This is a genomic window from Paenibacillus sp. FSL K6-1558 (genome assembly GCF_038002565.1).
Taxonomy (GTDB): domain Bacteria; phylum Bacillota; class Bacilli; order Paenibacillales; family Paenibacillaceae; genus Paenibacillus; species Paenibacillus polysaccharolyticus.
Map to the genome: position 1 here is coordinate 2720341 of NZ_JBBOCV010000001.1, position 23648 is coordinate 2743988.

A 23648-nucleotide genomic window follows, 5' to 3' on the forward strand; every position below is an offset into this window, starting at 1 on the left:
CTTCGCCTTGCAGGTTCATTATTGCGCAGGCTCTTCACCAAACCATTTTTTGAAAATGGTATTGTACGTGCCGTCATCCTTCATGCCTTTCAGTGCATCGTTCAGTGCCGCTACAAGTTCAGGGTTGTCCTTACGCACCGCGATACCTGCCTGGTCACTCTTGATTGCTTCGCCAACAGCTTTAATTTTGAATCCATTCGCATCTACGATAGGTTTCAACGCATACAGGTTGTTGATCGTTGCATCGATCCGTCCTGCGTTCAGGTCTTTCAGAGATGAGATCACATCATCATACGTTTTGATTGTAAAATCTCCGACTTTGGGCAACACTTCGTTGCGCAGGTACGTTTCATCGTTTGTGCCCAAACCTACACCGATTGTTTTGCCTTTGAAATCTTCCAGTTTCGTAATATCGTTGTTGTCTTCTTTGACAATAATTTTGACCTGGTTGGTGATGTACGGATCACTGAAATCCAGCACTTTTTTACGATCATCCGTAATCGTCATTTGGCTGATAATCGCATCCAGCTTTTTCGCTTGCAGACTTGGAGTCAGACCGGAGAACTCCTGAGATACAAACTCAACCTTAACGCCGAGACGCTTCGCTACTTCACGTGCGATATCCGCATCAAATCCGTCCATTTCTTTCTTGTCATTCAGGAAGTTGTATGGACGATACGTACCCATCATGCCGACTTTCATGACACCTGCTGATTTGATCTGTTCCAGTTCGTTGCCACCAGACTGTGCTGCATTGTTTGTATTGCCATTCTCCGCCGCGGGTTTGCTACCGCAAGCACTCAGTACGAGCACAACCATGAGCAGAATCGCGGTGATAGACCACCCTTTGCGAATTTTAGTTCCATATGTGTTATTCATGACGTTAACTTCCTCTCATTCATCTTATGTTCTCTTGGTGATTCCATTATTCCCTGTGACTGGCTTAATCATGTGAAGAAGTGTGTTAAATGTGAATCCTTCCTGCCTCTTTTGCCTGAAAAATAAAGCCCCGGCCCTTGCCGACATTATGTACCGAGCAGGCCGTAAAACTCAAAACTCGCCGCTTCAGCTGCTAACGCTGTAGCACTCATCTCCGTGAAACGGCTGTGCAGTGCGTCTGAGCCGAATAACCAGCGCGAGATCATGCCCTCGATCATGCTTACAAGCAATGCCGCACGTAAGGGTACATTCATATCTGCTGGCAACATCCCCAGTTCAATGGCACGCTCCATATTGTGACGGAATGCTGTCTCCACGGCATTACGAGTCTCTTCAACTAGCCTCTGGACGGATTCCTCGGTCACGATTCCCTTAAGCAACAACTCCATGAAATATCGGTTCTGCGCAGCAAAGGTGAACAAATTGGTAAACAACTTCTCCGAGGCCTTCACCATATCTTCAACCGACCCGGCATCCTTCCGGTACCCCTGCCCGATTGCTTCAAGTAGTTGTTCTCTGCCCGTTAACAAAATCTCGGAAGCAATGGCTTCCTTGCTCTTGAAGTGCCAGTAAAAGGTGCCTTGAGCGACTCCAGCTTCGCGAACAATATCAGAGATTTTCGTCTGATGGTACCCTTGAGTTGCGAATCGTTCCATCGCTATGCGAATAATTTGGTCCCTTCGTTCTTCTCCGGGTCCCAAACCGTTAACTTTGGCCATGCTTTTTACCCTCCCGATTGATCAGTCAGTCAGTTAATGTATATCCTATTGGATAACTAGGTTTTTGTCAATATAGTTTTAAACAACGGGTTACAAGCATAGAGTTGAAGTGGGAGGCAATTCTGAGCATAATAGAGGATAGTCTTGTTCGAGAGGACAGACATCGTTATAGCAGGACAGGCCTTATGGCTGTCATCTGCATTTCAAGGAGGAAGAGAATTGGACTTTATATCATCCATAATTATGGGCATCATCGAAGGTTTGACTGAGTTTTTGCCCGTGTCCTCAACAGGACACATGATTCTGACAGCTCACTTGCTGGGTTTATCAGAGGACAACGAGTCAGTCAAAACGTTTGAGGTGGTTGTCCAGCTTGGTGCTGTACTGGCTGTTGTTGTACTGTACTGGAACAAATTCATTGATATGTTTCGCTTCACCGGGGGCAAAAGGCCGTATTCCCGACGCCTTAATCTGGGACATATCATTCTGGCGATGGTTCCTGCTGTTGTCATCGGACTTGTGTTCCGGGACTGGATCAAGGCTCACTTGTTTGGTCCGCAAACCGTACTGTACAGCCTTGTGATCGGTGGTATATTGATGATCGTAGCTGAACGCTGGAGCCATAAGAGCTCACGGATTACCACACATGATGTAGACGATATTACCTACAAACAGGCATTTGCTGTGGGGATGTTTCAGATTTTGGCGTTGTGGCCAGGCTTCTCCCGTTCAGGCTCTACGATCTCGGGCGGCTTGTTTGCCGGAATCAGCCGGGTAGCTGCGGCAGAGTTCACCTTCCTCGTGTCCGTTCCAATTATGATTGGTGCCACTGGATATGATATGTACAAAAGCATCGATCATCTGAACAGCGATGATTTTCTGATCTTTGCGATCGGATTTATCGCAGCGTTCATCGTTGCCATGCTGGCGATTAAGACATTCCTGTCTATTTTGAAAAGATTGAGCCTGACTGTCTTCGCTGTGTACCGCTTTGTACTGGCAGCTGTATTCTTTGTGATCCTGATGATGTAATGGAATCTGTGTAAACACAGTTCAATTCATATCAAACATCAAACAGATCCGTTGATTTTAATTGGAAAATAGCGTCCCTGTCTTCCTCACGGAAGCAGGGACGCTATTTTGCTATCACTTCATATGTAAATGTACCATCATGATATTTCTATGGCATGTTCAGGAAGTTAGATCGTTACTCCCATCGGTCAGCCTGTATGTTTCGCTGTCTCTTCCGCTCCTTCAGTCTTCCTAACCAACGATATCTGTTCAGCTTCTGTTCATGTAACATTTGCTTGACACCAGCCATAAGTAAGTGATACCTACGATCATCATTATGGCTTAATTGGTGCATCTCATCCAATATTTCTCTGTTCATGTGGCTCTTGTTCACTCCAATATTCAGTTTGTTCTATTAAGTATAACGAACGATACTGAACAAATTCTAAACAAGGTGCTATAGCAGAACTAAAGAATCCCCTAAATGTCTGGGAACACGTAGGGGATGAGGTTACGCTCCGAAACAATACAAAATTCCATCGAGCCATATCAATATCAATTGTCACATATAAGGCTATTCCGCTTAGACTTTGGACTCAAGTGTCTCCAGATACTCCGAGATTTGTGCAGGGGTTTTTGCCCATTTGCTGTGAAGATGTGCAAGCTTTTTGCCGTTCTGGAATACCAGCAGGCTTGGAATGCCACGTACACCGTTCTCTTCAGCAAACGGCTGGAATTCTTCTGCATCCAGTGCATAGAAGGTTTTATCCGTATGCTGATCAATAACGTCACCGATGAACCGATCCAGGTTTTTGCAGTCCGGACACCACGTTGTATCAAATTTAATGACCGTCATACCGTCGGAGTTAATCAGGTCGCGATATTGCTGTTCACTTTGAATTCTTTCCATTATCTATTCTCTCCTTATGTCGTTCTAGTTAATAGTTGTACTTTGTGTAGAGATGGTGCTCTTATTGTACCTCAAATAGTTACACTTGAAAACAGGTAACCCACCCATTAACGATGCTGCGTGTAACGGTTAGCAGGACTCTGCTCCCGTATGACCTGAATCTCGGCAGGGGTGAGCGGGGCAGATGAAGCAGCCGCAACGTTATGCAACAATTGTGTTCTGGAACTGGCTCCTGGAACGACAGCAGCAACGGCAGGTTGCGCAAGCGCATAACGGATTGCCGTCTGTGCCATGCTGCGATCGTCTGTGACCAGTCCAGCCAGGCCTTGACGGATGTGATGCAACTGCTCTGGCGTATAATCCAGATACCCTTTATCCGCCTTCGCCGTTCCCGATGCTGCCAGTACACCACTGGCAACCGGGCCGCGAGCGATGACGCTGATTTCTTTTTGCTCAAGTAAAGGTAATACTTCCTCTTCCGCCCGGCGATCCACTACACTGTATTGATTCATCACGCTGACAATGGATGATTTCTCTACATACTCCCGAATCACGTTCGGACGAATGGAAGAGATGCCGTAGTATCGGATAAGTCCTTCCTTCTTCAACTCCTCAAACGCTTCAATGGTCTCAGCGATTGGATCATCCAGCGTGCCACCATGAAGCTGATACAGATCAATGTAATCGGTCTGCAGTCGTTTGAGGCTTTCATGCACGGCCTGTTTAATATAAGCTTTGGACGGGTCCCATGACCAGCCCTCTTTGCCAGGAATACGGCGGTTCCCCACTTTGGTTGCCAGAATGACTTGATCCCGGCGCCCTTTGATCGCTTGTCCCACAATCTCTTCGTTCCGTCCGGCATCATACAGATCAGCTGTGTCCAGCAGATTAACCCCGAGATCCAATGCTTCGTGAATCAGCTCCACTGCAGGTTTCAGTTCCGTTCCGAGCGACATACAGCCCAGTCCGATCTCCCCCACCATCAATTCCGAAGTACCCAAACGATTTTTCTTCATAGAATTGCCCATTTGACCTTTATCCACAAGTGCATCTCCTCTCCATACGTTCTGCAAGTATTCATTGTATCATTCTTCATGGAAAAAATCGCATAGTGTGCAATCTCCAGTGATGCTCAGACGCACATAAGAAAAACCCGGAACGATCGTCCCAGGTCTCTTTGATGTTGCTCACCATATGCGCCTGCTAGTAGCAAGCAAGTACGTTTATTTACTTTTACGTGTATCGAACAGATAACAGGGCTTCCTTACACTGCCCACGCTATTGGTTAGCCGTCATGTAAGACTCCTGGATTACTCAATTTCTCCACTCTTGGTTGCTAACCTCTACCCGCGGTCTTGCGGTACGAGATGATGATCCGTTCTTTTTCACCATATTAGATACGGTGCTAATGACTTTGTCCCTGGCCTGTTTATTCCTCATCAGATACGTCACGCCAGCTCCAATCGCCGTCATGAGCAATTTGCGTTTCGACATGTAACTCTCCTCCTTCTGGATTCATGTACATCGTGTCTTGTTTGAGTTTTACCCGATCTAGCACAAACGAAACGATATCCAAGCTTGCCTGCCTGTAAAAAATAAAATATTTCTCCAACTGGCACACCCAGTTATACGATTGAGCAGTACAAAAAAAGATGATCACCGAAATGAAGAATGGTTCGGTAATCATCTTTTGCTCGGTTATTATGCTCCGTAACGTGAGCCTATATGAGCCATACAGGACTTTATTTTGAATCCATATGTGAGCCATTAGGTTAGGAGCTTATAAGGAAACATGTAGTGGTTTCATATGCTTTATTGAGTTCTGTTGCCCTAACCCCGCGTCATCAGTCGGATGGTCGGGCTACTTGGCTCATCTCTTCATGCTTGTAGGTCGAGCCATCGGCGGTCAGATAAAAATGACCGGTCGGGTGCAACTCTTCGTTCAACTCATAGACCAGCGGAATGCCTGTCGGGATGTTGAGCGCCATCACGTCTGCTTCGGACAATTGGTCCAGATGCATGACAAGTGAACGGAGCGTATTGCCATGCGCGGAGATTAGCACTCTTTTTCCCGAAGAAACCATCGGTTTAATCTCTGCATCCCAGTACTCCAACACCCGCTTGGACGTATCCATCAAATTCTCCGTATGCGGGATGGTGCAGCCAAGGCGCTTGTACTTGTCCAGATCCTGCACATATCTGTCGTCATTCTCATCCAGAGGTGGTGGGGAAATGTTAATGGAACGACGCCATTCGTGAACCTGATCCTCCCCGTATTTCAAAGCCGTCTGCTGCTTGTTCAGTCCTTGCAGCGCACCATAGTGGCGCTCGTTCAGCTTCCACGTCTTCTCAATCGGAATCCACATCAAGTCCATTTCATCCAGCGCAATGTCGAGTGTACGAATGGAACGTTTCAATACCGAAGCGTAGGCACAGTCAAAATCAAACCCCTGCTCTTTCAGAATTTTCCCGGCCTTGCGCGCTTCACCATACCCATCCTCGGTCAGATCCACGTCCGTCCAACCCGTAAAGCGGTTTTCCACGTTCCACATGCTCTGTCCATGGCGAATCAACACTATTCTGTACATCACGTGCCCCTCCTTCCTTGGATACATTACCCGCAGAACTAGCGAACTTATACATCATTAGCCCTGCGCGTAATTGGTGGATATCGTTAATGACATAAAGAAATCAATAATACGGTGCCATCATCAAGTAAACGACTACACCTGTAGAACTGACATACAGCCAAATCGGCATGGTCCAACGAGCAATTTTGCGGTGCTTCTGCAACTGGTTTGTCCATCCCCATACGAGCGTAAAGAGCGCAAGTGGCACAATCAGGGCAGCCAGAATGCTGTGTGTGATCAAAATGAAGAAGTAGATCGAACGAACAATACCTTCGCCACCAAACTTGGACGTTTCCGGAGACAGATAATGGAACGTCAGATACGTCACCAGGAACAGCAACGTGGTTGAAAATGCCGCCAAAATAAAGCGTTTATGCAGCTTGACGTTACGTTTGATAATCGCAATCAGCGCAGCCAGCAAAAAGATAAAGGTAAAGCTGTTAAACACGGCATTGAAGCGTGGCAACACGGTGATGTCGAACGTAACCTCACCTTTGTACCCGATCGATGGTGCGAAAAACAATAACAAGATGATAACGTTAGCAAGAATGGAGATGGTAATAATGATACCTGCGAAATTTTTATTACTGGTCGGGGTTGTCTGATTCGATGAAGCATTCAGATTCCCTCTTTCCTTGTTAGCCAATGCAAAATCCTCCTCATATCCTAACTTTCTGTGTTCTATATCATTATATCGCGGCAAATCAGGGCTGTTAAGTGACAACACTCTGAACAAAAGCTGCTCGGTAACCACATGTTTACGATACCTCTAATTTGTGTTATAATTAATATAATTAATCACATACGCGTTTGAAACTGGAGGAGCCTGTCACCAAGGGCCCTCCTTTGTCTTTTTTAAGGCTTGGAACGGCACGATTTTCGTTGCCCTTTTATGCCTTTTTTTGTTTTCACCCCTTAGGATAAGGGGCTCTTGGCTAGGAAAACCTACACGAAACGCACAGTTGGGGAGGAGTCTGCTATGGAATTCATGTTAGTTCTTGCACTTATTTTGATCTTTACCAAACTTGCTGGTGATCTGTCCGTCAGATTAGGCCAGCCCTCCGTACTCGGAAAACTTATTGTGGGTGTTGTTCTTGGGCCTGCATTGCTTGGTTGGGTTCAGCAAACGGATTTCGTTCATTACATGGCTGAAATCGGGGTACTATTACTTATGTTCATTGCGGGTCTCGAAACTGACCTGGAACAATTGAAGAAAAACTGGAAGGCAGCCTTTGCTGTGGCAGTCGGGGGTATTATTTTACCTTTTATCGGCGGATATGGATCAGCTATTGCTTTCGGCATGTCAACAACTCATGCATTGTTCTTTGGATTATTGTTCTGCGCAACGTCAGTAAGTATTTCCGTACAAACTTTGAAGGATATGGACCAGCTTAGTTCCCGCGAGGGTACAACGATTTTAGGAGCTGCTGTTGTGGATGACGTACTTGTAGTCGTTTTGCTCGCTGTCATGATGAGTGTGCTTGGAACAGGTGGCGGAGATGTCTCCATCGGCTTGTTAATTGGTAAAAAACTGTTGTTCTTTGTCATTATCATTGCGGCCGGCTGGTTGCTGGTGCCACGCATTATGAAATGGATGGCTCCTCTCCGAGTAACGGAGACCGTCATAACGGCGGGTTTGATCATCTGTTTTGGTTTCTCTTACTTTGCAGAGTGGATGGGCGTTGCAGGCATTATTGGTGCATTCGCAGCAGGTATTGCAATTTCTCAAACGGACTTTAAACACGAAGTTGAGCATAAGGTTGAACCTATTGCTTACAGTATTTTCGTACCTGTGTTCTTCGTTAGCATTGGGCTTAATGTGACTTTCGAAGGTGTTGGCTCTCAAATTTGGCTCATTGTGGTCATCAGTATAATAGCTATTATTACCAAATTGCTTGGTGGAGGTGCCGGTGCTCGTTTAACCGGTTTTGATCGTTCTTCTTCCATTGCTATCGGAGCAGGCATGATCTCCAGAGGGGAAGTTGCCTTAATCATAGCTTCAACAGGTCTGGCTTCCGGATTACTTGATCCTGAATACTTTACCAGCGTAGTGATCATGGTCATTGTCACTACACTTGTCACTCCACCGTTGCTCAAAATCACGTTTGCTCGTAAAAAAGGTGAAAAACGTGTAGAACGGGGTATTGAGGAATCTTATCTGAACGGGTGAGGTAAATGGTACGTTGAAGCGTTGCTCTCTTTTAGCAGATACGGTTAAACGACTTGGTTGTTCATCCAATCCGACATAAACTTACTCATAGTAAAAGTGGTACTTCTGTGTTAAGCCCAAGACATCCTTACCATAATGAACTCACTCTTAACTAGGCGCTGGAGGTAAGCGGGAGTAGCATCAATACCGGGTCTAGGTTATACTTGGAATTATTGTAGAAAAAGCAACTATAGATGTTAGTAAATAGATATTAATTAATCGGTCGTGAAGCACACGCCGCTTTGTCCATTTTTCCCACCTTCCAATTATGGAGGCAGGAAAGATTGGGTAAAGCGGCTTTTTACATTTTCCCGCTAACTTTTCTAGGAGGTTTTCATGCCATGAGCACAAAAAGCCAAAACTTTGATGAGGCATATGAGGAATGGACTAAAGCGCTACTTGCAAAAGAAACCAACCCCCGCGTTCGATCACGGATTGAACATGGGCTTGAACATGGTACATTGGAATTTTTGCGCTCCGTCTGGTTTCCCGTCATGAAAAATTTCAACCATTTGCACCCCGAGTGGGAAGTTCGAGATTTCCACAACGGTTATCGTTATCTGGATCTTGCCTACTTACCAGGGAACGGTGTGAAAGGCGGTATTGAGATTCAGGGTTATGGGCCTCATGCTCGTGATCTTGATGTGAGACGTTTCAAAGATCTATGCTGGCGACAATGTCTCCTAACATTGGAAGACTGGCTTTTCCTGCCGATTGCCTACCTCTCCATTAAAGATGAACCAAAACAGTGTCAGCAACTGGTGCTAGCATTTATGGGAAAATTTATGGCTTCAGATGCGCCCGCAGCCCTCAACTGGTTGGATGCTGAGGCCGTGCGGTATGCGAGACGTATAATCCGGCCGTTTACACCTTTGGAATTGGCAACACATCTGCGAATCTCTGACGCACATACGAGAAGAGTCCTCCGCAGCCTGTTGGATCAAGAAATTATATATGTTGCGAGCGGCATTCAGCGGTATCGAACTTATGCTCTACGAACGTAAACGGGTGGAGTGCGGGTGGCTCGGATGTGGCTACGTCAGACAATCGAATTTGCTCAGTACAGTGTAGCACTTGTTACAAACCTAGCGAATGTAGTTCCGTAGTGTAGTAGTTGGATGCTCTTGGAGAACGTTGTCCCACGGCAAATTGGTTGGACGTGCTTGGAGGAAGTTGTCCCACAACGTAGTAGTTGGGTGTGCTTGATCGCGTAGTCGTGGCAAGGTGGATGTAGCATGGCAGTATTTATGTTTATGTTAATGATTACTTGCTCGTGGCTGATTTATGAGTGAATGAGGCTACGCTATGTCACGTTGGAAGTATTTCCTTATGTGTGAGCTTATCTCCGCAATTCTAACGATCACCAGAGACGCTATTCGGCGTATATCACACCTTTTTATATTCTAACGGTCTCAGGGAAGCTTATTTCGATAATTTAGTGCGAAAACAGACCTAATTCATGGGTTTTGCTGAAATAAGCTCCCTGGTGAGCGTTAGAATTTCAGAGAGCTCAGGATCGTGCAAATAAGCTCATCTGTGATCGTTAGAATTTTCAGGAGGAGTTTTATATTTCATTGGCTTTACTCTAGCAGGTTTGTGGAGACTTCTAATGGAGATTTGTACTTTCTGTGTATTACGTTTTGTTTTGTTTCTGAGTTTCCATCTGTATGGTAGTGATGTCCTCAGATGTTTGCAATGTGCAAATCAGATCGGCTCCCTGGTTGGCACAGATAAGAGGGTTGGGTTAGGTTGTCTCGAATGGAAAACAAAAACAAAAAAAGACCACCTTACACACGAAGAGGTCTTTCATCCTAAGTTGTATTTGTCAATTTTCTGAGTCGCTTCTTACCCGTTTGTTGCTACTTGTACGTTCACTTTGCAGAGGATTTCACTAACTATCAGAACTCATTCATGCAACAGTATCTCCGTCTGCTATTAGACTTGTCCAGCCTAAGTTAACACACCTACATAGAAACCAATCGAGATAAACAGAACGCACCAAACAAATGCACCGATTCCAGAAATAACAGCATATCTCCCCATCCTCATGCGGCTCATGCCAGAAAAACAGCACATTAGATTACGCACGCCTGGGATGAAGTAACCCAGAATAACGGACCAGGACCCATATTTGAGAAACCACGTTTCTACCCTGCTAAATCGCTTGGCATTTACCCCAATCCATTTACCATACTTATCAAATAGGGGCCTGCCGGCTTTTCGGCCAATCGTATAACTCAGTATGCCTCCCGTAAACGCCCCGCCAAAACAGACAGCGATGGATACGGAATAATCCAGAACGGAGATCGAGGCGAGATAACCCACAAAGGTCATCAACACCTCATCCGGAATCGGTAGCCCAATAACACCAAGAGCGAGTAAACCATATATTGCGAAATACCCATATTGACTAATAATTTCTTTAGCAAATTCCATAACTTAACTCGCTCCTTATTTCGGTTCCACAATATCCTTCTCATGAGAGGGCAGTATTTGCTTCAATGAAGGGAAACGGATTTGACTAACCATGAGACCGGATAATACCACAATAACAAGATATGCTACAGCATGATTAAAATAAGGACTCCATAGAGCGAAGAAGGACATCAGTCCACCTGCAAATGTAATCGGCATTCCGACAAAACCACTAACTGGTGTTTTCTGGCAGTTATATCTTGCAAGACGAAGCGCTCCGCACACCGGGAACAGTGCTGTCAATGCCATGCCCAGCATACCAACTTCAGTCATCGAATTAAGGTACAGAATTAGCACAGGTGCTGTCCCGAAGGAAACGACATCAGCGAGTGAATCAAGTGCTTTACCAAATTCCCCTTCACAATTAAGCTTGCGTGCCGCATATCCATCAAATAAATCAAAGAACATCGCTACCCATATCATTGTCACAGCCAAGGCAAATTCCCCATGAATCGCCATAATGACCGCGAGCATCCCCGAACTTAAATTCCCCAAGGTTAAAATGGATGGTAAAGACTTCATAAAATTTAACTTCCTTTCATACTAGGCTTTAGGAAATGTAATATAAAAACGTACGCCATCCGGTGTATTCTCCACTCCATAACCACATCCGTGCAGATCGAGAATCTGTTTTGAAATGGCCAGGCCTAGCCCGGTCCCTCCCATTTTGCGATTGCGCGAGCGCTCTACACGGTAGAACCTCTCCCATATATATTGCCGTTCCTCTTCCGCAATGTGTTCACCTTTATTCTCAATCGTGACGTGAACACAACCTTCATGCCTGTTAATCTCAATCATTATATCGGTTTGCGGAACCGCGTGACGTATAGCATTCATCATAATATTGTAAAATACTTGCTCTAGCTTGCTTCGATCCCCTTCGACCGTCTGCTCCGTCGTGGATATAAGCACCACTTCGAGCCCTTTATCTTTCAGCTGAGGCCCGAGGCGCCCAGCAATATCTTCAATCATGTCAGCCAAAGCAATCGCTCCGGTATTCAGTTGAATCGCAGCAGATTCCAGTCGGACCAGATCCAGCATTTCTTCAACCATCGTTTCCATCTTAATGGCTTCATCTACAATGACTTCAATGTAGCGCTCCCGTTTGTTTTCACTCACACCGTCTTTCAGCCCTTCAGAATATCCTTTGATAATACTGATCGGTGTTTTGAGTTCATGAGAAGCATCGGCAAAAAACTTACGCTGACGCTGTTCAATCTGCTGTTTCAATTCCATATCGGTACGCATCTGTTCATTCGCCTGTTTAAGCTCTTCCAGCGTCTGACCCAATGTGCCTGATAGAGCATTCAGACTATCAGAAAGGCTACCAATCTCGTCCTTGCGCCGGATCGATGATCTCACCGTGAAATCCAGCGTGGACATCTTTTTCGCCACATGATTCAAAGCGAGCAGCGGCTTCGTTATGATTTTGGACAATAACAGGGCGAGCAACAGAATCAGCACAAACGCGCCCATACCGAAGTATGCATAGAATAAACGAGTAGCCTCATTCGCTTCCCGAACCTCCTGCAGGGAGGTGAGCGAGAAAATCAACTGTTGTTCCGCGCCGACACGTTGCACAGGAGCAATGGTAACGACGTTACGCACTCCGCTCCAGCTTTCCTTCCATTCTTCATTAATCATTTTGCCATTAGACAGCTTTTGCTGATCTTCTGACGACAACGGGAACCGACTGTCCAGAGCCTGCACGAGCAGGCCTTGTCTCTGACTCCAGGTAGCAAGATCCGGTAACACAACCTCCGTCAGAACTCCCGTCCATTCCTGCACAGGTAGCAACGATTCTTGAAAAGTTTCTGTGCCCCATGCAGCAGAAGCTGCATCTTGAATTTTGAAGGGATATACCGTAGGCTCAGCTTTACCCTGATCGCTGGAAGATCCCTTTACGGTCAGTTTTTGTCCAAATTTGAGATGTGACCTGATCCAGCCTGCGTTTTCACCATTAATGAACAACGACAGAGATACCTTCACACGTTTGCCATCTTCCTGAAGAAGCGTGATATGAAAGGGATCATCCACCAGCTTGCCTGTGTTCGTTAAAATAATGAGATGAGACTGATTTTGCCGCATGAATCTGCCCATTTCCTTTGCGAGTTGCATATCACTCCAGTGACTGGCAGAGAATTGCTGTTCAAACTTGGACAGCTTCTTTTTCATACTGCTAATCTTCTGATGCTGGTAAAAATCGGGGAACCAGATCAGTTGGGCAAGCACCGTTGTCCCATACAGCAGGACCACAAATCCGGCCATGACCAGAAACAGCTTCATCGTTACACCATTTCTTCTCATTCTTCTGCCTCAAAACGGTACCCCGTACCAATCACAGTACGAATGCACTTTGCTTCATCGCCCAGTTTACTGCGAAGCTTTTTGATATGCGTATCTACCACACGAGAATCCCCTTCAAAATCAAATCCCCACACCCGATTTAATATGGCTTCACGGGATAAGACAATGCCAGCATTCCGAGCCAGATAGAGTAGCAGATCATATTCCTTCGGTGCAAGCTCAACTTCAATCCCATTTCTCTCCAAACGTCTACCCCATGGATCGAGAATAACATCGCCAAAACGAATAACCCCCTGCTCCCGCCCCATCGCACCTTCCACTCGTTTCATCAGCGTCTCAGCCCGTGCAACCAGAACCCGGGGACTGAACGGCTTGGTAACATAATCGTCTACACCTAACTGAAATCCATGGATTTTGTCATCGTCTTCCGACCTTGCGGTTAGCATGATAATAGGTACGGCAGAAGTAGAGCGAATATGACCACATAATGTCCATCCGTCCATTTCAGGCATCAGTACATCCAGAATGACCAGGTCTACCTGATGCAAAGCCAGCTGTTCCAGCGCTTGGACTCCATCTTCCGCTTCAATAACATTCCATTGTTCTTTTATAAAATAATCGGCCACAATCTCACGAATGCGGCTTTCGTCTTCTACCAGAAGCACGGTTCTGATCATGACCGACTCTCCTTCTTTATTTCTATAGATAACATACCTGCTCAATGTGTCGTTCGTGTGTCCTGATTCATCCAGATCAATCCAGTTATACCGAGTAATCGACTCCACCATATATACGATTAATATATACCAAAAGTTACTATTTTTTATCAAAAATACGCAAAAAAGAAGCAGCCAACTAGTATTACACTGTTCGTTGACCGCTCCTGATATGAAATTTGGGATATGCTTTATTCAAATTATGCGCTCTGATGCGGCCCGTCCTGTTCTGGACAAGTGCATTCCAAACGCTGATTAACGTTGGTGCTCCAAACGATGTGCCACATGCAGTGTAGGTCCAACGAAGCGGTTCAACGGGAACCCGCCAGCAATCGCTTTGGTTACAAAAGCTTTCCCTTCACGTACAGCCTCTTTCACGGAAAGTCCGCGAGCGAGCCCGGCAGTAACGGCTGCAGATGTTGTGCAACCTGCACCATGGGTATAACCGGAACCTACAACATCAGCTTCGAACCAATCATAATTGGTTCCGTCATAGAGCAAGTCCATGGCTTTACCCGGGTTAATTACACCGCGATCTTTAATCAGAACATGTTTGGCACCATGCGCGTGAATGGTCGCTGCCGCAGCTTCCATCTGCTCTTTGGAACGAATCGGACCGCTCTTCGCCAGTTGGGAGGCTTCGAAGAGATTAGGTGTTACAAGATCCGCACCCGGGAGCAAAAATTCGATCATCGCTTCGGTGTTTTCTGGCTGCAGCACCTCATCCGTACCTTTGCACACCATAACTGGGTCAATAACGATTTGCGGCAGACCGCTACGGCGAATATGTTTGGCAACAAGCTCAATGATATCCACTGAACCGAGCATGCCCGTTTTCATCGCGTCAAAACCAATCCCATCCAGGACGGTGCGAAGCTGAGCCTCGACTACATTTAATTCTACAGGAAAGACCTGGTGATCCCATGTCTCAGGTTCCATGGAAACAACCGTTGTTAATACGGTCATGCCGTATACGCCCAGCTCCTGGAATGTTTTCAAATCGGCTTGAATGCCTGCGCCACCGCTCGTATCCGAGCCAGCGATAGTTAATGTTTTTGGAATCGTCATGGTCGTTCTATTCTCCTTCGTGTTTCAGTTGACACTATCCTATCCCTTGTACGAGCGGATGTCAATGGCATGTGAGGCTGTATGCAGCCATGCTTTTTCAACACAAAAGAGATCATATCTTAATTCAGATCTTTGGTTTCCAACCTTGTCATGGAACGTGTAGCGATCCATAAGCCAATTGCACCCAAGGTCAACGGAATTACGATGATGTTATTGACCGACATTGTAGGTCCATTGGAACTGCTGACCCCCCCGCACACGATGAGAACAAGGAAAATCGAAGCAACCATTGTAGCCGTCACCGAGTGCTTTCGCATACCGAAGAATAGAGGAATCAGAGACATGGCGGCAGCAGAGAGCGAACTTATCGTATATTTCAGTACGATCTGCCCCAAAGCAACAGATTCTACAGGCTCGGTAATAAAACCATAGTACTGATTGGCCGCCAGCAGGAGCACACCCATTAGAATGTCCGTAAACATGATCATCGTAAACGTAAAAATAAAAACTAATATTAACTTCGCAGCGATAATTTTATGCCGCTTGATCGGATAGGTAAACATCACATTCATCGTTTTGTCCCTATACTCGCTAATGATCAATTTGGATATCAAGGAACCAGCAAATATAATAAACACTGCTCTGGAAAATGTATCAATTAGCATAAAGGCACCCTGGTAATCGGCAAAGGCATAATCTTCAGCCCCGAAATCTGTAACACCAATCATAATCATAAATAGAAGAATGCTGACAATGGCGATGCCTGCACCCACAAAATTCCGGGCAAAGCGATGCTTGCGCCATTCCAGACGAATGAGTTTAAGCAACGTCATCAGCCCCTTTCATCAGACCCATGAAGTGCTCTTCCAAGGAATGCGAACGTTTAGAGATCGACTCCACCTCAACCCCGTGCTGAACCAATTTGCTGTTAAGATCGGAAGCCGTTATATCTGGGTCATAGACACGTAACGTCTGCTCATCGAACAACTTATAATTGCTCAGATGCAACAAATGTTCTACGACGTATGCAGCTTTCTTAGGATCTGCAGCCTGTACTTCAATATAATCGGTGTGACTGCCACGGATACTCTCCATGGATACTTCTTCGACAAGCCTTCCCTCGCGAATGATGCCAATCGTGTCCGCAACCTGCTCCACTTCGCCCAGAATGTGACTGGAGATCAGCATCGTGATGCGATATTCTGTGCTCAATCGTTTGAAGAGATCACGCATCTCTTTAATGCCCACCGGGTCAAGTCCATTGATCGGTTCATCCAGAATTAACAACTCGGGTGTTGTAATCAGCGCACGAGCCAGACCAAGACGTTGCTTCATACCGAGAGAAAAGTCCTTCACAGGTTTCCTGCCCGCATCCTTCAAACCGACCATTTCCATATGTTTTCCAATCATCTGTTTGCTCGTGAATCCCATATACTCACAGTGCAGATCAAGATTTTCCCATGCAGACAGTTTGTCATAGAAAAAGGGATACTCGATGATACTGCCCATTCGTTTCAATAACTCGTAAGAGTCCGGGTTGAGCTTTTCGCCAAAGAGTTCGATCTCACCCGCAGTAGGTTTAACAAGGTTGGTTAACATCTTCATTAATGTTGTTTTCCCTGCTCCGTTCGGCCCTAAAAACCCATAGATTTCGCCTTGCTTAATATTCATGTTAACACCGGATACGACCTCTGTTCCTTCGTACACCTTGGTAAGATTTATGGTCCGTGCAATATAACTCATCTGGTCATTCTCCTTTACGTCCCCCTCCTGGGGTGCTTATAACTGTATTGTAAAGAAAAAAGTCTGCTTTTTTATTAATCAAATCTTACAAAAACCTTAAGTTGGAACCTGTGCTATATCAGTTGAACTAAAGATTTTACACAGTCCACTCCGATGACATGTAAAACAATAGTTCAACTCATATAGTTCGACCGTTCACGTCCTGCATTCCTCCAACGTAAAAGAAAACACCGTCCGCTGATGTGGCACGCTATGAACATCAATACGTCCACCCATCCGTTCAACGAGTCGCTTCGTGATGGTTAGGCCGAGACCGCTGCCCTGATACATCCGATTACGGGAATCTTCCAACGTGTACATTCGTTCAAAGACACGACTGTGTTCATGTTCCGGGATACCTTTTCCTCGGTCCCATACTTGCACAGTAACGGGCTCTCCTTCTGTGTTCAGTATAGCTATTCCGAGCTCCTGGCCGTCCGCTCCGTATTTCATCGCATTGGTAATCAGGTTGTCCAGCACGCGATCCAGTGCCTCTTCGTTGGCGCGAACGAACACATCCTGCTCTGGAATGCTCAGTTCCACTTGTAACCCGAGCTTTGCAAGCAATTCGTAAAACGATAACATTTTTACCCGGCACAACTCACTGATATTCACCCGGCTAAGCTCCAGCTGACGGTCTCCCGATTCAAGCTTGGCGAGATCAAAAAAAGAATGCATCAGGCGCAGCACTTCCTGTGCTTTATCCTGTATTTTCTCCGTCATTACCCTCCGCTCCGCATCGGTCAGAGATGAACTGTGCAGCAACGTTTCACTGTACCCGAGTACAACCGTAAGCGGGGTCTTCAAATCATGCGAAATGTTGGAGAGCATATGACGTATCTCCTTCTCCTGGTTGGCATAGTCAGCCTTAGCCAGATGGGCGTGTTCAAGCAACCGGTTCATGTCGTTCAACAGCCGGCTTACCTGTGCATCACTATCAAATACAAGCAGACGTTCAAACGTGCCCTGTTCGAGAATACCCGACACTTTATTGTGAATATACGTTAGATGCTTACTTCGTATATGAAGGCGTAGTCCAAGCACAATAACAGCACACGCAAGCAGGATCGTTGATACCGCAAGCAACATCATCATACCGGCTCCGCCTCCAGCTTATATCCAATGCCCCATAACGTTTTAATGTAACGTGGAGCAGAAGGATCAACTTCCAGCTTTTCTCGCAAGCGGCGCATATGTACGTTGATAATATTTTCATCGCCATAATAGTGATCATTCCAGACGGACGCGTAAATCTGAGCCTTGGTGAACACTTTACCGGGATGGGTGACCAATAATTTTAAAATGCCAAACTCCTTGGACGTTAATTTGATCGGCTCTCCCTCGCGCTCTACCTCATACGTTTCCATGTCCACCACAAGTCCGCCGAGAATTATTCTGTGGTCGTGGGCTTCTTCTTCCGCAGGCTGAGCAGTGTAATTGGCACGGCGGATGGCCGCTTTGATGCGAGCTGTCAGCTCAATCAGCGAGAACGGTTTGCTCAAGTAATCGTCAGCCCCGAAGCCAAGACCCAGCGCTTTGTCTACGTCCCCATCTTTGGCAGATAGAATGAGTACGGGCACCAGACTTCTCGCGCGAATCGTTTGCAGGACTTCCATCCCGCTGCGATGCGGAAGCATGAGATCAAGAATAATCAGGTCAAAACCAGGCTTCGCCTCGTTGAACAGCCGTTCTGCCTCCAGACCATCATAGGCATATGTAAGGTCAAAGCCCTCTTTTTCCAAATAGGGACCAACCATCTCACTAATCGAACGATCATCTTCCACAAGCAACAAGCGATGACTTGACATAAACTCCCCTCCGGCATAAAACATTTTCTATGAAGCTATTCTATAAGACCGTTTTCTTTATTACCTCACAGTTTGATGAAATTGGCAATGACAGATCAAAAAAACCTGACCAAGCAGGCACTTCGGGTTGAAGTGTGCTCCATCAGGTTTATTAATGACGTTATTTATGATTGCGTTCGTTCACTAAACGATACGATGTGGATCAACAGTTATCTTGCAGCTATGCATGTTCTCCCCGAATCCAGCACAATCCAATTGTACCGGCCCCGGCATGAATGCTCACCACTGGAATAAATGGCATGATTTCTGTTCTCAAACGTGGAAGCAACTCTGCGATCTGCTGTTTGATGCTATGGGCTTCATCGTGATTGTTTGCATGCATAATGCACACATGTTTCACCTTCTCCATGTCTTTTTTCAGCATCTCGAGCATGCGCTCTTTTGTACGTTTGAACGTACGAATCTTCTCATTCACTACGACTTTGCCCTCTTCGAACCGAAGCAACAAGTGTATCTTGAGCAGTTGGCTGATAATCAGTTGTGTCCCGGTCACACGACCGCTGCGATGAAGATTTTGAAGACTCGCAGGAATCAGATAAAAAGACATGTTATCAATCATCTGTTCGATATGATGTTTAATCTCGGCAGCGGAACATCCCTGCTTCTGCCATTCCAGACCTTGCATAATCATCTCGCGAAGAGGATAAGCGCCTGCCCTTGAATCAATTGCGGTAACCGTCACGCCTGCCATCTCCGCTGCCTGCATCGAGGTGTGGAGCGTTCCGCTAAGTGCCGTGGAGCAATGAATCGTTATAATCTCATCATACTGATCCTTAATGGATTCATACAGTTCGATAAACTCACCAATCGGCGGTTGTGAACTGCTCGCGCGCGATGAAGTTGCCAATTTCTCATAAAAGGTATCGGACGAGATTTCTTCGGTTTCCCGGTAACATTCCTCGCCAAATACAATGCGCAGCGGCACAATGTAGATATGATTTTGCTCCGCAAAAGCGGAATCCAGTGTACTGGTGCTATCGGTGACCCATGCAATTTTCTTCATGACATCCTTCTCTCTTGCCGGATTGTTCGTGCTGGTAATCATCTACCCGTCGTCAGGCACATGCCCGGCCGTTATTTTAAATTTGAATAAACACAATTGTAAACGCTTGCGGTCTTACCTCTTCATTATAAAGGAATTCTCCCCTGCCTGTCTTGTGGCGCATTCATGAACAATCCCTCATGTTCCAGTATTCGCTAAAAAAATGTCTTGCCTGTGAAGGAATATATTGGTATGCTGTTGTCCTTCTCTCTTTTTCGCCTTGACTGAAGTGAACGGGTCCGCCGTTCAATCCACTTATCGGAGGTGTCATATGCTTTATTTTACGTTGGCTTCCAAAGCCTACGCCCGAAACCTGCAATATCGCGGGGCACACATGGTACATAACCTGGCAAGCGCCATGTTTGGTTACATGTATGCTTGTCTCTGGATCGGCATCGGGGCCGACCACCAGCTCGGAGAATATGGGGTGCAGGGGATGATCAGTTACATTGCATTTACGCAATCATCACTCTGGATTTCAGGTTTCCTGACGAACGGACTCGGTATTCCGCTCAGTGTCAGGACAGGGCAGATCGCACTGGATCTCATGCGTCCGGTACATCTGTTTACTCACCTGATGGCACGGGAATGGGGGCAGATCGCCTACCAGTTCGTGTACAAAAGCCTTCCCATCTACCTTCTCTACTCCATCGTTTTTTCCCTAAAATGGCCTTCAGAGGCCTGGACTCTGGGCTATGCCGCACTTGCACTTGCTGGCGCAGCATACTTGTCCATCTGCATGAACTATATTATCGGTGTCACATCCATGTGGACTACGGAATCATCCTGGCTACACTGGGCCAATCATGCCTTGATGAACCTGATGGCTGGTTTCTTCATCCCGCTGGAATGGTTGCCGAACTGGCTGGAACAACTGGCCTGGCTGTCGCCCTATCCCTTTTTACTCTATGTACCTACCCGAATTTACCTTGGTTTTGAAGACGGCTCCTTCCTATGGGGAACCTTGCTTTGGTGTGTTTTCATGACCCTGCTCTGCCTTGCCGTCACTAAAGTGTTACGTCGTAAAGTGGAGGTGCAAGGGGGATGAAACCTATCTCGTGGTTCCACTTATATAAAATACTCATTCAAACCAGCATCCGCAGCCGCATGCAGTACAAGTTTAACTTCGTGCTGGGAGCCATCTTGGCCGCTCTGATTCAAATCTCCGAATTTCTGATGGTCGCGTTAGTACTGCACAAATTCGGTGCGATCAAGGGCTGGTCGCTACATGAGATCGGTTATCTTTTTGCGATTATGACATTATCCAAAACGCTATATCGCACATTCGGCAACGAAGTGCACCATTTGGAAAAATATTTGGTGGGCGGTGAGCTGGATCAACTGCTGACACGACCGATGCCTGTCCTGCTCGCGCTGATGCCGCAGAACTTCCGCATCATGATCGGTGAAGTACTGCAAGGTGGATTCATTCTATGCTGGTCGCTTGCGGGCATGATGCACAGCGGGCAGATCGGCTGGACGGTTGTTCCGCTCTCCCTGTTTGTCATTGTGACTGGAGCTATCATTCTTTTTTCCATCGGACTCGCTACAGCCACACTTGGTTTCTGGACGACACGTATTGAAGAGTTGCAAGTCATCACAGAGGATGCGGCCCGTACCGCGGCTCAATATCCGCTCACCCTCTATCCCAAATGGATGTCCAGTATTCTGCTAACCGCCATTCCCGTCGGATTTGTAAACTACATTCCATCCCTCTACTTGCTTCGCGGCGAAGGCGGCGCTTGGGTGTTGGCCGTCATTGCTGCGGTAGCGGTGATATGTTTAGTTGCCAGCTTACGTTTCTGGGCGTTCGGCATGACTAAATATCAAAGTACGGGTAGTTAGAGAAGTTATATACGTTGAACGATATATTTACACATTAACGGAGAGGACAGAAAAAACCTGGAAAAGCGAAGCGCTCGCCTGAAAGCTTTCTGAAAGAAAGCTACTTCGGGAGCCTTCGCTTATCACCGGATTTTAACCTTTATTAAAAGAATTCAAAAAATCTGGGGATAACAGCGATTGGAAGGTTATTCTGTCATCGGAGTGTCTGTGTAAAATCATTTTTTCAATTTATATGAATTAACGGAGGAGGCGTAATACACATGAATATGATTACAGCACGCAACCTGCAAAAACAATTCAAAACTCCTGTCGTGCGGGAAGGCCGCTTCTCAGGCGTACGTACCTTGTTTTCACGCCAGTATGTAACCAAAGAAGCGGTACGTGATATCAGTTTTGATGTCAGGCAAGGAGAGTTTGTTGGCTACATCGGCCCCAACGGGGCTGGTAAATCCACTACGATCAAAATGCTGACAGGCATTCTTCACCCGACTGCGGGTGAGGTGATGCTTGGCGGGATGAATCCACATGAGGAAAGGCGCAAGACAGTGCGCAAGCTCGGCGTTGTGTTTGGACAGCGAAGTCAGCTCTGGTGGGACTTACCCGTGAAGGATTCCTATGACATTTTGGCAGAGATGTACGGCGTGAGTTCGGATGTCAAAAGGAAACGGTTGTCCCAGTTCGCCGAACTGCTGGACCTCGAATCATTCTGGGCCACTCCGGTTCGCAAGCTCTCTCTTGGACAGCGCATGCGGGCCGATCTGGCGGCATCCATGCTGCATGATCCAGAGCTGCTCTTTCTCGATGAACCCACCATCGGACTGGACGTGAATGCGAAGCGAAATATTCGCCAGTTCCTGCGCACATTAAATGAAGAGTTTGGCAAAACCATTCTGCTCACTACCCACGACATGGATGATATCGAACAGCTATGCAATCGCGTCATGGTTATTAACCACGGGCAACTGACCTATGACGGAACCATCGCCTCTCTTCGAGATACGATTGGTTTGCCTACATTGATCCGTGTCACCTTCCGCGGAAGGGTTCAACTGCCAGATGCATTACCTTCCGCCATTCAGGTTACAAGTATGGACAATCAGGTGCTGACGGCACTGGTGAACCGGAAGGAATGGCGTACGATGGATATTTTGAAAGAGCTGGAGCAGTGGGGAGAGATTGACGATATTGAGATGAAGGAACCCGACTTCGAGGATGTTATACACAAAGTATATTAATTAATCTAAGGTTGGCCTATCTTATAGTGAAACGGGTTATAGGGCTGTTCAAACGCCGTTACAGGAGAGAGGGACATGACGTACTGTAGTAACGGAGGTGAGGGTCTTGCTTGTGACCAGACATGTTCTTGCTGCACCCAGTCCCTATGCTACGCCTTATTACATCGTGCGCGGAACGAATCCCGGACCCGTCATGATGATTACATCCGGAGTTCATGGCAATGAAACCGCGAGCATGGCTGCTGCACAGAAGCTTGCCGATGATTTTGCCTCGGGGCGGCGTGTGATTCATCGCGGAACCTTGATTATTGTGCCGAGAGTCAACCAGCAGGCTTATGCGAAAAAAATCAGAGGCAAACCTGACCTGAACCGCACCTTTCCTCGCCGCAAGTCAGGAAAATCGAAGCATCCACTGGCAGCCGCCGTGTTCAAGCTTGCACGCGAGCATCAGCCTGACTGGTGGCTCGATCTGCATGAGGCAAATGGTCTGTCACAGCTCACTCCACGCGTGCTTGGACAAACGCTGATCACCAATCCCGGTAGCTCCAGCGTGCCGATCTGCCGCAGGGTGATTGAGCGCATGAACCGCTCTATACCGGTGGGCAAGCATCATTTTAATCTGAAGCGGCATGAGTTGCCCGGCTCCGCTCGGACAGCGGCTTCAAGGTTGCTACATGCGAAGTCTGTCACCGTGGAAACGTGCTGGAGCCTGAAACGCGCTGTACGGATCAAGTACCAGACGGAAATTGTTCATCATTTTCTACGAGAAGCAGGTATGACTTGAGGGAAAAAACAAAAACCACCTCCATTGCATAACCCGATGAATGAAATCGTGGGAAGCAATGGAGGTGGTGATTTTTTGTATCATCAATTCTGCATCACGGATTCCAGT

At 46.6% G+C, this 23648-nt stretch carries 25 protein-coding genes; 7 read left to right on the forward strand and 18 right to left on the reverse strand.

Annotated elements, in window-relative coordinates; genetic code table 11:
* Window positions 1–18: 18 nt before the first annotated feature.
* Window positions 19–879, reverse strand: coding sequence for a transporter substrate-binding domain-containing protein (locus MHI38_RS11815; protein WP_090924945.1), 861 nt, complete (start codon window positions 877–879; stop codon window positions 19–21).
* Between the two features lie 146 nt (window positions 880–1025).
* Window positions 1026–1658: a TetR/AcrR family transcriptional regulator gene (locus MHI38_RS11820; RefSeq protein ID WP_154891750.1), complete on the reverse strand. Its 633-nt coding sequence runs from the start codon at window positions 1656–1658 to the stop codon at window positions 1026–1028.
* Window positions 1659–1901: 243 nt separating this feature from the next.
* Here MHI38_RS11820 and MHI38_RS11825 point away from each other — a divergent pair, with 243 nt between their 5' ends.
* Window positions 1902–2690, forward strand: coding sequence for an undecaprenyl-diphosphate phosphatase (locus MHI38_RS11825; RefSeq protein WP_240037061.1), 789 nt, complete (start codon window positions 1902–1904; stop codon window positions 2688–2690).
* 175 nt (window positions 2691–2865) lie between these two features.
* Here the strand turns inward: MHI38_RS11825 and MHI38_RS11830 are convergent, their stop codons facing one another.
* The 6 genes from MHI38_RS11830 to MHI38_RS11855 form a co-directional block, all read right to left on the reverse strand.
* Window positions 2866–3048, reverse strand: a complete 183-nt coding sequence (locus tag MHI38_RS11830) for a hypothetical protein (RefSeq protein WP_090924942.1) — start codon at window positions 3046–3048, stop codon at window positions 2866–2868.
* A 204-nt stretch (window positions 3049–3252) separates the two neighbouring features.
* The gene (locus tag MHI38_RS11835) at window positions 3253–3579 is read right to left on the reverse strand and encodes a thioredoxin family protein (protein WP_123065907.1); all 327 of its coding nucleotides are present in this window, start codon (window positions 3577–3579) and stop codon (window positions 3253–3255) included.
* A 107-nt stretch (window positions 3580–3686) separates the two neighbouring features.
* Window positions 3687–4595, reverse strand: a complete 909-nt coding sequence (locus MHI38_RS11840; RefSeq protein ID WP_341181920.1) for an aldo/keto reductase — start codon at window positions 4593–4595, stop codon at window positions 3687–3689.
* A 298-nt stretch (window positions 4596–4893) separates the two neighbouring features.
* On the reverse strand, window positions 4894–5073 hold the full coding sequence (locus MHI38_RS11845; RefSeq protein ID WP_090924938.1) for a hypothetical protein: 180 nt from the start codon (window positions 5071–5073) through the stop codon (window positions 4894–4896).
* A gap of 350 nt (window positions 5074–5423) precedes the next feature.
* Window positions 5424–6167, reverse strand: coding sequence for a 2,3-diphosphoglycerate-dependent phosphoglycerate mutase (gpmA, locus tag MHI38_RS11850; protein WP_154891751.1), 744 nt, complete (start codon window positions 6165–6167; stop codon window positions 5424–5426).
* A 103-nt stretch (window positions 6168–6270) separates the two neighbouring features.
* The gene (locus tag MHI38_RS11855) at window positions 6271–6855 is read right to left on the reverse strand and encodes a DUF420 domain-containing protein (protein WP_373323292.1); all 585 of its coding nucleotides are present in this window, start codon (window positions 6853–6855) and stop codon (window positions 6271–6273) included.
* A 333-nt stretch (window positions 6856–7188) separates the two neighbouring features.
* On the opposite strand from MHI38_RS11855, the gene MHI38_RS11860 reads away from it, so the two are divergent.
* Window positions 7189–8379 carry a cation:proton antiporter gene (locus MHI38_RS11860; RefSeq protein WP_154891752.1) on the forward strand — a complete coding sequence of 397 codons (1191 nt, stop codon included), beginning with the start codon at window positions 7189–7191 and terminating at the stop codon, window positions 8377–8379.
* Window positions 8380–8759: 380 nt separating this feature from the next.
* Complete coding sequence (locus MHI38_RS11865; RefSeq protein WP_154891753.1) at window positions 8760–9422, forward strand: transcriptional regulator; 663 nt, start codon at window positions 8760–8762, stop codon at window positions 9420–9422.
* A gap of 946 nt (window positions 9423–10368) precedes the next feature.
* Here the strand turns inward: MHI38_RS11865 and MHI38_RS11870 are convergent.
* The 10 genes from MHI38_RS11870 to MHI38_RS11915 form a co-directional block, all read right to left on the reverse strand.
* The gene (locus MHI38_RS11870; RefSeq protein ID WP_090924292.1) at window positions 10369–10854 is read right to left on the reverse strand and encodes a DedA family protein; all 486 of its coding nucleotides are present in this window, start codon (window positions 10852–10854) and stop codon (window positions 10369–10371) included.
* Between the two features lie 15 nt (window positions 10855–10869).
* A complete protein-coding gene (pssA, locus tag MHI38_RS11875) occupies window positions 10870–11415 on the reverse strand; it encodes a CDP-diacylglycerol--serine O-phosphatidyltransferase (protein ID WP_090924293.1) in 546 nt (181 codons plus the stop codon).
* A gap of 21 nt (window positions 11416–11436) precedes the next feature.
* Window positions 11437–13200 (reverse strand): sensor histidine kinase, encoded by a 1764-nt coding sequence (locus MHI38_RS11880; RefSeq protein ID WP_090924294.1) that lies wholly within the window; start codon window positions 13198–13200, stop codon window positions 11437–11439.
* A complete protein-coding gene (locus MHI38_RS11885; RefSeq protein WP_090924295.1) occupies window positions 13197–13877 on the reverse strand; it encodes a response regulator transcription factor in 681 nt (226 codons plus the stop codon). The genes MHI38_RS11880 and MHI38_RS11885 overlap by 4 nt, the downstream gene beginning before the upstream one ends.
* Window positions 13878–14171: 294 nt before the next feature.
* On the reverse strand, window positions 14172–14984 hold the full coding sequence (gene thiD, locus MHI38_RS11890; protein WP_090924296.1) for a bifunctional hydroxymethylpyrimidine kinase/phosphomethylpyrimidine kinase: 813 nt from the start codon (window positions 14982–14984) through the stop codon (window positions 14172–14174).
* Window positions 14985–15103: 119 nt separating this feature from the next.
* Window positions 15104–15811, reverse strand: a complete 708-nt coding sequence (locus MHI38_RS11895) for an ABC transporter permease (protein ID WP_186809837.1) — start codon at window positions 15809–15811, stop codon at window positions 15104–15106.
* Window positions 15804–16727 (reverse strand): ABC transporter ATP-binding protein, encoded by a 924-nt coding sequence (locus tag MHI38_RS11900; RefSeq protein WP_154891756.1) that lies wholly within the window; start codon window positions 16725–16727, stop codon window positions 15804–15806. The genes MHI38_RS11895 and MHI38_RS11900 overlap by 8 nt, the downstream gene beginning before the upstream one ends.
* 195 nt (window positions 16728–16922) lie before the next feature.
* Window positions 16923–17861 carry a sensor histidine kinase gene (locus MHI38_RS11905; protein ID WP_261769630.1) on the reverse strand — a complete coding sequence of 313 codons (939 nt, stop codon included), beginning with the start codon at window positions 17859–17861 and terminating at the stop codon, window positions 16923–16925.
* Window positions 17858–18574: a response regulator transcription factor gene (locus tag MHI38_RS11910; RefSeq protein WP_154891757.1), complete on the reverse strand. Its 717-nt coding sequence runs from the start codon at window positions 18572–18574 to the stop codon at window positions 17858–17860. The genes MHI38_RS11905 and MHI38_RS11910 overlap by 4 nt, the downstream gene beginning before the upstream one ends.
* A 220-nt stretch (window positions 18575–18794) precedes the next feature.
* On the reverse strand, window positions 18795–19679 hold the full coding sequence (locus tag MHI38_RS11915; protein WP_308723205.1) for a DegV family protein: 885 nt from the start codon (window positions 19677–19679) through the stop codon (window positions 18795–18797).
* Between the two features lie 268 nt (window positions 19680–19947).
* On the opposite strand from MHI38_RS11915, the gene MHI38_RS11920 reads away from it, so the two are divergent.
* The 4 genes from MHI38_RS11920 (at window position 19948) to MHI38_RS11935 (ending at window position 23540) form a co-directional block, all read left to right on the forward strand.
* On the forward strand, window positions 19948–20724 hold the full coding sequence (locus MHI38_RS11920; protein WP_090924301.1) for an ABC transporter permease: 777 nt from the start codon (window positions 19948–19950) through the stop codon (window positions 20722–20724).
* On the forward strand, window positions 20721–21521 hold the full coding sequence (locus tag MHI38_RS11925) for an ABC transporter permease (RefSeq protein ID WP_154891758.1): 801 nt from the start codon (window positions 20721–20723) through the stop codon (window positions 21519–21521). The genes MHI38_RS11920 and MHI38_RS11925 overlap by 4 nt, the downstream gene beginning before the upstream one ends.
* Before the next feature lie 266 nt (window positions 21522–21787).
* Window positions 21788–22756, forward strand: coding sequence for an ABC transporter ATP-binding protein (locus MHI38_RS11930; RefSeq protein WP_154891775.1), 969 nt, complete (start codon window positions 21788–21790; stop codon window positions 22754–22756).
* Between the two features lie 106 nt (window positions 22757–22862).
* Window positions 22863–23540, forward strand: a complete 678-nt coding sequence (locus MHI38_RS11935; RefSeq protein ID WP_154891759.1) for a succinylglutamate desuccinylase/aspartoacylase domain-containing protein — start codon at window positions 22863–22865, stop codon at window positions 23538–23540.
* Window positions 23541–23648: the final 108 nt, after the last annotated feature.